Origin of the sequence: Caballeronia sp. (genome assembly GCF_028292365.1) — a bacterium.
Taxonomy (GTDB): Bacteria; Pseudomonadota; Gammaproteobacteria; order Burkholderiales; family Burkholderiaceae; genus Caballeronia.
Genome location: NZ_JAQGMM010000625.1, coordinates 1 through 9311, shown reverse-complemented (window position 1 = coordinate 9311; position 9311 = coordinate 1). Strand labels below are relative to the sequence as shown.

General features: G+C 59.3%; 7 protein-coding genes. 4 read left to right on the top strand and 3 right to left on the bottom strand.

Translation table 11 applies throughout. From position 1 onward, the window contains the following. The first annotated feature begins 162 nt into the window (after positions 1-162). From JWR14_RS36335 to JWR14_RS36320, 4 genes are all read left to right on the top strand, one after another. Positions 163-1347 carry an efflux RND transporter periplasmic adaptor subunit gene (locus tag JWR14_RS36335; RefSeq protein WP_299719219.1) on the top strand — a complete coding sequence of 395 codons (1185 nt, stop codon included), beginning with the start codon at positions 163-165 and terminating at the stop codon, positions 1345-1347. A gap of 77 nt (positions 1348-1424) precedes the next feature. Continuing rightward, the gene (locus tag JWR14_RS36330; protein WP_299719217.1) at positions 1425-4619 is read left to right on the top strand and encodes a multidrug efflux RND transporter permease subunit; all 3195 of its coding nucleotides are present in this window, start codon (positions 1425-1427) and stop codon (positions 4617-4619) included. Between the two features lie 5 nt (positions 4620-4624). Next, positions 4625-6154, top strand: a complete 1530-nt coding sequence (locus tag JWR14_RS36325) for an efflux transporter outer membrane subunit (protein ID WP_299719215.1) — start codon at positions 4625-4627, stop codon at positions 6152-6154. Positions 6155-6553: 399 nt separating this feature from the next. Then, positions 6554-7336: a YkgJ family cysteine cluster protein gene (locus tag JWR14_RS36320; protein ID WP_299719213.1), complete on the top strand. Its 783-nt coding sequence runs from the start codon at positions 6554-6556 to the stop codon at positions 7334-7336. A gap of 67 nt (positions 7337-7403) precedes the next feature. Here JWR14_RS36320 and ehuA read toward each other — a convergent pair whose 3' ends face one another. From ehuA to JWR14_RS36305, 3 genes are all read right to left on the bottom strand, one after another. Further along, positions 7404-8228, bottom strand: a complete 825-nt coding sequence (gene ehuA / locus JWR14_RS36315) for an ectoine/hydroxyectoine ABC transporter ATP-binding protein EhuA (protein ID WP_299719210.1) — start codon at positions 8226-8228, stop codon at positions 7404-7406. 58 nt (positions 8229-8286) lie between these two features. Continuing rightward, the gene (gene ehuD, locus JWR14_RS36310; protein ID WP_299719208.1) at positions 8287-8946 is read right to left on the bottom strand and encodes an ectoine/hydroxyectoine ABC transporter permease subunit EhuD; all 660 of its coding nucleotides are present in this window, start codon (positions 8944-8946) and stop codon (positions 8287-8289) included. Further along, positions 8943-9311 (bottom strand): ABC transporter permease subunit (locus JWR14_RS36305; protein WP_299719205.1); only part of this gene is annotated, 369 nt, incomplete at its 5' end. The genes ehuD and JWR14_RS36305, both read right to left, overlap by 4 nt.

Sequence of the window (9311 nt, the reverse complement as noted above, 5' to 3'; positions counted from 1 at the left end):
CACGCGGCATTGCAATGCTTCTCACCATGAACTGGGGACGCATCCGGCGGCGCTAGCCGATGTCGTGGCGTTCTTCCAGAAACGGCTGCTTTCGAAAGCACATGGGCGCTAAACGATCACAGTGATTTATAAAAATTCATAGCGATTTAATCGGAGCAAAAGATGTCCACTACACGCAATCGGAAATATGCTGCGCTTGGCGCAACGCTCGTCCTCGCCGGGGTTGGCGCATTGACGGTGTTTCATGGCCACGGCGATTCGCCGGTCAACGCGGCGGTTGCCGCGTCGAATGCCGCGCCGCTGACGGAAGTCGATGTGGCCGCGGTTGTCGCCAAGTCAGTGACCGATTATCAAGGCTACTCGGGACGGCTGGAAGCGATCGATAAAGTGGAGATCCGGCCGCTCGTGCCGGGCACTATTGTCGCGGTGCATTTCAAGGACGGCGCGCTGGTCAAGAAGGGCGACCCGCTATTCACTATTGATCCGCGCCCTTACGTGGCGGAAGTGGATCGTGCGTCGGCGCAACTAGCCGCGGCCCAGGCGCGCAATGGTTATGCCACGACGGACGCCGCGCGTGCGGACCGCTTGCTGGTGGATAACGCCATCGCCAAGCGCGACTACGATCAGGCGCAGAACGCCGCGCGTGAAGCGCAGGCGAATTTGAAGGCGGCGCAAGCGGCGCTTGAGACAGCGAAGATCAACCTGGGCTACACGAACATTGTCGCGCCGGTATCGGGCCGCGTGTCGCGTGCCGAGATGACGGTAGGCAACATTGTCTCTACAGGATCGAGTGCTCCGTTGCTTACCACACTCGTTTCGGTCTCGCCCATCTATGCATCGTTCGATGTCGATGAGCAAACGTATCTGCGATACCTGAGTCACGACTCGCGGGCGAGCGTGCCGGTATCCCTCGGACTGGCGAACGAAGACGGCTACTCGCGCGAAGGCAAGGTCGACTCGGTGGACAATCGCCTTGATACCAGCTCGGGCACGATCCGGGTGCGCGCGCGGTTCGATAACGGCGACGGTGCGTTGTTGCCCGGTCTTTATGCGCGCATCAAGGTGGGGGGAGGCGCGCCTCATCCTGCTGTGCTGATCGACGATGCCGCGATTGGGACTGATCAGGACAAGAAATTCGTGATGGTCGTGGATCGCGACAATCGCGCGCAGTACCGGGAGGTGACGCTTGGCACACAGAACGATGGCCTGCGCGTGATCGTCAAGGGACTCCAGCCGGGTGAGCGGATTGTCATCAACGGCTTGCAGCGGGTGCGTCCGAACGACGTGATCAAGCCGAACGTGGTCGTCATGTCTGGCGCCTCTGCACCGGTCAAGGACGCTTCATAGCGCGTGCGCCTTCAGGTGATCCCATCTGGCGCCACCCGAGCGCTCATGCAGCCTCTCATGCAGACAAACAAACCGTCATGAACATATCCAAGTTTTTTATCGACCGTCCTATTTTTGCGGGCGTGTTGTCGACGATCATTCTGCTGGCCGGGGTGATCTCCATGTTCAATCTGCCGATCTCCGAGTATCCGGAAGTCGTGCCGCCTTCGGTGATCGTGAATGCGCAGTATCCGGGCGCGAATCCGAAGGTCATTGCGGAGACGGTCGCGTCCCCGCTGGAAGAGCAGATCAACGGCGTCGAGAACATGCTGTACATGCAGTCGCAAGCGAACAGCGACGGCAAGCTGACATTAACCGTCACGTTCAAGCTCGGCATGGACCCGGACAAGGCGCAGCAGCTTGTGCAGAACCGTGTCTCGCAGGCACTGCCGCGTCTTCCCGACGACGTGCAACGGCTCGGCGTGACGACTATCAAGTCGTCGCCGACGCTGACCATGGTCGTTCACCTGATCTCGCCCAATGGCCGCTACGATTCCACGTATCTGCGCAACTATGCGCTGATCAATGTGAAGGACAGGCTGGAGCGAATCCAGGGTGTGGGGCAGGTCGACCTGTGGGGTTCAGGCGATTATTCGATGCGCGTGTGGCTCGATCCGCAGAAGGTTGCCGAGCGAGGCATGACCGCCACGGACATCGTCAATGCGATTCGCGAGCAGAACATCCAGGTGGCGGCCGGTGTGATTGGATCGTCGCCGACCACGGCGAACGTGCCGTTGCAATTGAACATCAATACGCAAGGACGCTTGCAGTCCGAAGCTCAGTTCCAGGACATCGTGCTGAAGACTTCGCCTGACGGCGCCGTCACGCATTTGCGCGACGTAGCCCGCGTCGAGCTGGCCGCATCCGATTATGCACGGCGCTCGCTGCTCGACAACAAGTCCGCGGTTGCCCTGACGATCTTTCAACAACCGGGCGCGAATTCACTGCAGATATCGGATCAGGTCCGGCAAGCAATGAAGGAGATGCAGGTCGACATGCCGCCGGGCATCCAGTACTCGATCGTCTATGACCCCACGCAGTTCGTGCGCTCGAGCATTGACGCGGTCATTCATACGCTGATCGAAGCGATCGCGCTGGTCGTGCTGGTCGTGATCGTGTTCTTGCAGACGTGGCGTGCGTCGATCATTCCGTTGCTCGCGGTGCCGGTGTCGATCATCGGAACGTTTTCGCTGTTGCTTGCGTTCGGCTTCTCCATCAATGCGCTGTCGCTATTCGGCATGGTGCTGGCGATCGGTATTGTGGTTGACGATGCGATCGTGGTGGTGGAGAACGTCGAGCGAAACATCTCGTCCGGATTGTCGGCGCGGGATGCGACCTATCAGGCGATGCAGGAGGTGAGCGGACCAATCATCGCGATCGCGCTGACCCTGGTCGCCGTGTTTGTGCCGCTCGCGTTCATGTCGGGCCTGACAGGGCAGTTCTACAAGCAGTTTGCGATGACCATCGCCATCTCCACGGTGATCTCGGCATTCAACTCGTTGACCTTGTCGCCCGCACTTGCGGCTCTGCTGCTGAAGGGCCACGATCAACCGAAGGACTGGCTGACGCGCGGCATGGACCGTGTTTTCGGCGGCTTCTTCAGGCTCTTCAACAAGGTGTTCCATCGCGGCTCTGAAAGCTACAGTAAAGGCGTGGCGACCTTCGTCAACCGCAAGGCAGCAATCCTGGGCGTCTATCTGGTTTTGCTGGGCGGCGCGGTGCTGATGGAGAAAATTGTCCCCGGCGGTTTCGTGCCGGCGCAGGACAAGCAATATCTCATTGGCATTGTTCAGTTGCCAAACGGCGCTTCCCTTGATCGTACGGAGGACGTCGTTCGGCAGATGGGCGAGATCAGCAAGAACGTCCCAGGCGCAATCTCCGCGGTGCAGTTTCCAGGTTTATCGATCAACGGTTTTACCAACTCGTCGAGCGCGGCCGTTGTGTTCTTTGGGCTGACGCCATTCGATGAACGCAAATCAAGCTCGGTCACCGCCGGTGGTGTGGCGGCCGAACTCAACAAGCGATTTTCGACGATCAAGGGTGCGTTTATCGCGGTGTTTCCACCGCCGCCGGTTCTGGGGCTGGGAACCCTGGGCGGCTTCAAACTGCAGATTGAAGATCGCCAGGCATTAGGTTATTCGGCATTGAACAACGCGACGCAGGCGTTCATTAAACGCGCGTCGCAGACGCCCGAACTGGGGCCTTCGTTCTCCAGCTATCAGATCAATGTGCCGCAATTGAACGTTGATCTGGACCGGGTCAAGGCGAAACAACTGGGGGTATCCATCACAGATGTGTTCAGCACGATGCAGGTCTACCTTGGCTCGTTCTATGTGAACGACTTCAACAAGTTCGGCCGGGTGTACCAGGTACGTGTGCAGGCAGACGCGCCGTTCCGTTCAAACACGGACGCTATCGGTTTGCTCAAGACCCGCAATGCCAACGGCGAAATGGTGCCCTTGTCCTCGCTGGTCAAAGTGACCCCGACGTTCGGGCCCGAGATGGTCGTGCGCTACAACGGTTATACCGCTGCCGATATCAACGGTGGTCCGGCACCGGGTTATTCGTCCGGTCAGGCACAGGCGGCGGTTGCGCGTATTGCGGCCGAGACACTGCCACGCGGCTTCAAGTTTGAGTGGACCGATCTCACGTACCAACAGGAATTGGCAGGCAACGCGGCGTTCGTCGTATTCCCTATCAGCGTGCTGCTGGTGTATCTGGTATTGGCTGCTCTGTACGAAAGCCTGACCTTGCCGTTGGCGGTGATCCTGATCGTCCCCATGAGTATTTTCTCTGCGCTCCTGGGTGTCTGGCTGACTCACGGCGACAACAATATCTTTACGCAAATTGGCTTGATGGTGCTGGTCGGGCTGTCTGCCAAGAACGCGATCCTGATTGTCGAGTTTGCGCGCGAGCTGGAGATGCAGGGCCGCTCCATTATTGAAGCAGCGATTGAGGCAAGCCGCCTGCGTTTGCGTCCTATCCTGATGACGTCTATTGCTTTCATCATGGGTGTGGTTCCGCTTGTGGTGTCGTCAGGCGCCGGGTCGGAGATGCGCAAAGCCATGGGCATTGCCGTGTTCTTCGGCATGCTTGGCGTAACGCTATTCGGCTTGTTGCTCACGCCCGTGTTCTACGTGGTGTTGCGTAAGCTCGCGGGCAACGAGCACGTAATAGACAAGCATGGCTTGCATCCGCACATGCGCGGTATTGACGCATCGATCGAGGCATAACGAAAATGAAAAACGCTAACCTGATCGTGAACCCGCGGGCTAACCTAAGCAAGCGGGCTTGGGGCTTGTCGGCACTATTGCTGGCGCTGGCCGGATGCTCGCTGGCGCCGGTATATGAAAAACCCGATGTGAATGCCCCGGCCGCATTCAAGGAAACACCGGTTGAACCGTCTACGCGAGCCGAGACCGGTACGTGGAAAACCGCGCAACCGTCGGATCAGATTGCGCGCGGTCAATGGTGGATCATTTTCGATGACGCCACGCTGAACGGTCTCGAGCAACAGGCGCTGGATGCGAACCAGAACCTGAAAGCGGCGATGGCGCGCGTGAAGGAATCACGCGCCATTCAACAGACGGCCCGCTCCGGTTTGTTTCCATCGATAGACGCGGGATTCGGGCCAACACGGGAGAAAGTGTCTCCGGCGTCGCAGCTTCAACCTGATGGGGTCAACATTTCCTCGCAGACGTTATGGCGCGCACAGGCCACAGCGTCTTATGAAGTCGATCTGTTCGGGCGGGTATCCGATTCAGTGAAGGCTGCCGGCGCGGATGCGGAGCAAAGCGACGCGTTGCTTCGTTCAGTGCAGTTGGCTTTGCAAGCGGACGTGGCGCAGAATTATTTCAACTTGCGTGAGCTGGACTCGGAGCTGGAGGTTTATACGCGGACCGTTACGCTGCGCGAACAAACGCTTGAACTGGCGCAGCATCGCTTTGACGAAGGGGACACCAGCGAACTGGACGTGGCCCGGGCGAAGTCCGAACTCGCCACCGCGCGTTCCGACGCGATGACCGCGCAACGGCTGCGCGCGTCCTCCGAGCATAGCCTTGCGGTCCTCCTGGGTAAGGCGCCGGCACAGTTCTCCATGGCGGCGAACCCGCTAGTGCCCGTGCAGATCCGAATTCCGCCGGGCTTGCCATCTTCACTGCTGGAACGCCGGCCCGACATAGCCGCAGCCGAACGAGCAATGGCCGCGGCTAATGCGCGGATTGGTGTGGCCAAGTCCGCCTACTTTCCGTCGCTGTCGCTGACAGGCGCAGCAGGGGTCGAATCTGCCACGCTGGGCGATCTTTTCAAATGGTCGAGTCGTGCATTCCTGCTTGGGCCGTTAGCCGGGACCGCGCTTTCTGTGCCTGTATTCGACGGAGGACGGCGCAAGGGCAACCTCGCGAACGCTCGCGCCGTGTTCGAGGAAGACGCGGCGAACTACAGACAGCAGGTGCTGGTTGCGTTCCAGGAAGTCGAGAACAACCTGTCGGATCTGCGCATCCTCGAGGAGCAGACGCGCACAGAAGCGCAAGCTGTCAGCGCGTCCAATCGTGCCGCCACGATTTCCAGGACTCAGTACACGGAAGGCGCCGTGAACTACCTCGACGTGATCGACGCAGAACGCACCGCGCTTCAGGCTCAACGCGCTGCCGTGCAATTGTCGGGTGTGCAGGCAGTGGCAACCGTCAATCTGATCCGGGCATTGGGCGGCGGGTGGGGCGAATCCGCAGCGGCAAGTGCGTCGGAAGCGAGCATCGCACAGCGCTAATTGACGCTAAGACCAGGCTTAAGCCTTCGCTAGTGCGAACGCTTAAGCCTGGGGTCCGATCTTAGGGCGAGGCGGCCGGGGATCTTCCCTCGGCCGCCTTGGTATTTCTTGCGCCGCTAAAGGGAATAGAATCTGCGCGGACGGAGTCTCGCTTGACGCGCGAGACCCGCATTAATCGACAAAAGCACGCAAACAATCGTCAATTGCATGGTTGCTGAAAGTAAGCGTAGAAAGTAAGCGTAGAAAGTAAGCGCAGAACATTCGCGCAGAAAAACGCGTGGGCATGTAACCCGTTGCCTGAAATCGCCGAACTGGCATACAGGTCGCTCTTTCATTAGCCAGCACTGCGACAGCGCTTGACGACGATTACAGATGCCTTTCGAGGAGAAGCGTCACTAGATGGATATCAATTTTGAATGCACGATGTGCGGCAAATGCTGCCATGACCTCAAGCTGCCTTTGAGCATTGACGAAGCGCTCTTATGGCTTGAGCGCGGCGGCGATGTCCAGTTTCTTTGCGAAGCCGTGCCATGGCCGGATGAACCGCCTGCCGACAACCTGCAGGCGCAGCATAAGCGACGCCGGTCGTTCGCGGCTTCCAGCGGCGAGCTGCCCGTGCGCGTCGTCGTGGTGCTGGCGGCGTCGTTCGAGGGTGCGTGTCCGCACTTGCAAGCGAACATGAGTTGCGGTGTCTATGAGGAACGCCCGACTGTCTGCCGGATCTATCCTGCGGAGATCAATCCTTTCATTGAGTTGAAGCCTGAGCAGAAAGAATGTCCGCCGGAAGCGTGGACCTCGGACAAGCCGCTTCTGATGAGTGCGCAACGCGTGGTCGATCCCGAGACGTTCGCGTTGATTGCCAAGTCACGTGCAGCCGATGTCAGCGACGCTCCGGCCAAAGCGCGTGCATGCGCCCATCTGGACATTGACGCCGCAGCGCTGGCTAACGAGGGCCTAGTGGTCTATTCGCCGCCTGTCGACCTTGCCATAGCCGCGTTGAAACGCGCTCGTGACAGTGGTGACACTCGTGCCGCAGATGCCGACGTGCCGCAGTGGAAGGTGGTATCGAACCGTCGCGAGACCGTGGACACGCTCGTGTCCATAGGAGCAACGGGTGTTCATTACGTCAAAGCCGATGCACCCGCGTTCGATTACCTCGGGTTTTTTCCCGCCTCGGCGTGAACCTCGGTGATCTTTAACGAACCCCGATCAATGCCCGGACCCATCGATCACGATGGTCCGGCGCACGTCAGGTCGCTTCCCGGACAGCACGCAGGAACTGTTGCGTGCGCTCGTGCTGCGGTGCGCCGAAAAACTGCTGCGGCGGCGCCTGCTCAATGATCTTTCCTTGCGAAAAGAAACACACGCGGTCCGCGAATTCTTTGGCGAATCCCATCTGGTGAGTCACCATCAGCATCGTGAGATCGTGCTCGTGGCCCAGCTTTCGAATCACGTTCAGCACTTCACCGCATAACTCGGGATCGAGTGCCGAGGTCACTTCGTCGAACAGCATCACCTTCGGCCGCATCGCCAACGCCCTCGCAATGGCCACGCGCTGCTGCTGCCCGCCCGATAGCTGCGACGGATAGTGATTGCACTTGTCGTCGAGCCCGACCATGGACAACAGCTCGCGGCCTCGCTCGTTTGCATCGCGCTTCGACATGCCGAGCACCCTTAGCGGCGCTTCAATCGTATTCTGCAGCGCCGTCATATGCGGGAACAGGTTAAAGCTCTGGAACACCATGCCAATCTTGCGGCGCACTTCGCGGACATGCCGCTCGGAGGCAGGCACTAGCGCGCCATTACGGCGCATGTGCGTAAGCGGTTCGCCTTCCACTTCGATCAGACCATCGGTTAGCGGATCGAGCGTCATCAGCACGCGCAGCAAGGTGGATTTGCCCGACCCGCTGGGTCCAATGATCGCGACCTTCTCGTTGCGGGCGACCTCCAGATCGAGCGCATCAAGCACGGTGAGCGAGCCGTATCGTTTCGTGACGCCGGCAAAGCGCACCATCGGCTGGACGTTGGGCGTGACAGCGTCTGCACCGAGTGCGGGGTCGAGATCCCGTTTCATCTGCTTCTCCTGGAGTTCCATCAGCATGCCCCTGCCGGTTGTTCGAATAGAACATGCATCATGGCAATCTCACGCGACGTTCGAGGTGACGCACGCCCGAGGCGAACGTCACGCTGATCAATAAAAAGAACAGGCCGGTCATGGTGATCGGTTCGAGATAGCGAAACGTTTCCGAGCCGATGTTTTTCGCCTGCTGCATCAACTCGACCACCGTGATGGCGGATAGCACGGGCGTGTCCTTGAACATGGCGACCAGGTAATTCCCAAGCGCTGGAATGACTGGGCGGATCGCTTGCGGAAGAATGACGCCGCTATACGTGCGCCACGGCGACAGCGACAATGCACAGGCCGCTTCCCACTGCCCGCGCGCCACGCCATTCAATCCCGCTCGATAAACCTCCGAGACGTAACACGCATAGTGGACTGCAATACCGATCGTGCCCGCAGTCAGCGCCGACATCGTGAGACCGTAGAGCGGCGCCACATAGAACAGCACATAGACCTGGATCAGCAACGGTGTGCTGCGAATGAACTCGACGAAAAAGCCCGTCACCCGTGCGACCGGCGCAATGGTGCTGCGTCGCAAGATAGCGAGCATCAGTCCGAGTACCAGGGCGATAGCGAAGCCCACCAGCGTAATGCCGATGGTGTACATGGATGCGCGCAGCAGGTCAGGGAGGATGTGCACCGCGTACTTGACGTCGAAGAAGGAATTCATTTCGCCGCCCTCTGAGTGATGCCATGACTGACCCGGCGTTCAAAATGACGCATGATGGCGACCACGATTTGCGCCATGACGAAATAGATCACTAGCGTCAGCGCAAAAATCTCAGCGGTCTTAAAGGTGGCCTCATCGAGCTGGCGCGCGCGGAAAGTGAGGTCGGAAAGGGTGATCAGCGAAACCAGCGAGGTCCCTTTCAACAATTCGATCATCAGATTCGTGGCCGGCGGCAGCGCGTTGATCATGGCCTGCGGCAAGACAATGCGACGCATCCTGGTCGAAGCTGGCATGTTCAATGCAAGTGCCGCTTCGTATTGTCCACCCGGCACTGAACGCAATGCGCCGCGCAGGATCTCGGAGCC

Bases quoted from the DNA above. Each gene is read 5' to 3' on its own strand.
- JWR14_RS36335 (WP_299719219.1), top strand. From the start codon at position 163: ATGTCCACTACACGCAATCGGAAATATGCTGCGCTTGGCGCAACGCTC.
- JWR14_RS36330 (WP_299719217.1), top strand. From the start codon at position 1,425: ATGAACATATCCAAGTTTTTTATCGACCGTCCTATTTTTGCGGGCGTG.
- JWR14_RS36325 (WP_299719215.1), top strand. From the start codon at position 4,625: ATGAAAAACGCTAACCTGATCGTGAACCCGCGGGCTAACCTAAGCAAG.
- JWR14_RS36320 (WP_299719213.1), top strand. From the start codon at position 6,554: ATGGATATCAATTTTGAATGCACGATGTGCGGCAAATGCTGCCATGAC.
- ehuA (WP_299719210.1), bottom strand. From the start codon at position 8,228: ATGAAACGGGATCTCGACCCCGCACTCGGTGCAGACGCTGTCACGCCC.
- ehuD (WP_299719208.1), bottom strand. From the start codon at position 8,946: ATGAATTCCTTCTTCGACGTCAAGTACGCGGTGCACATCCTCCCTGAC.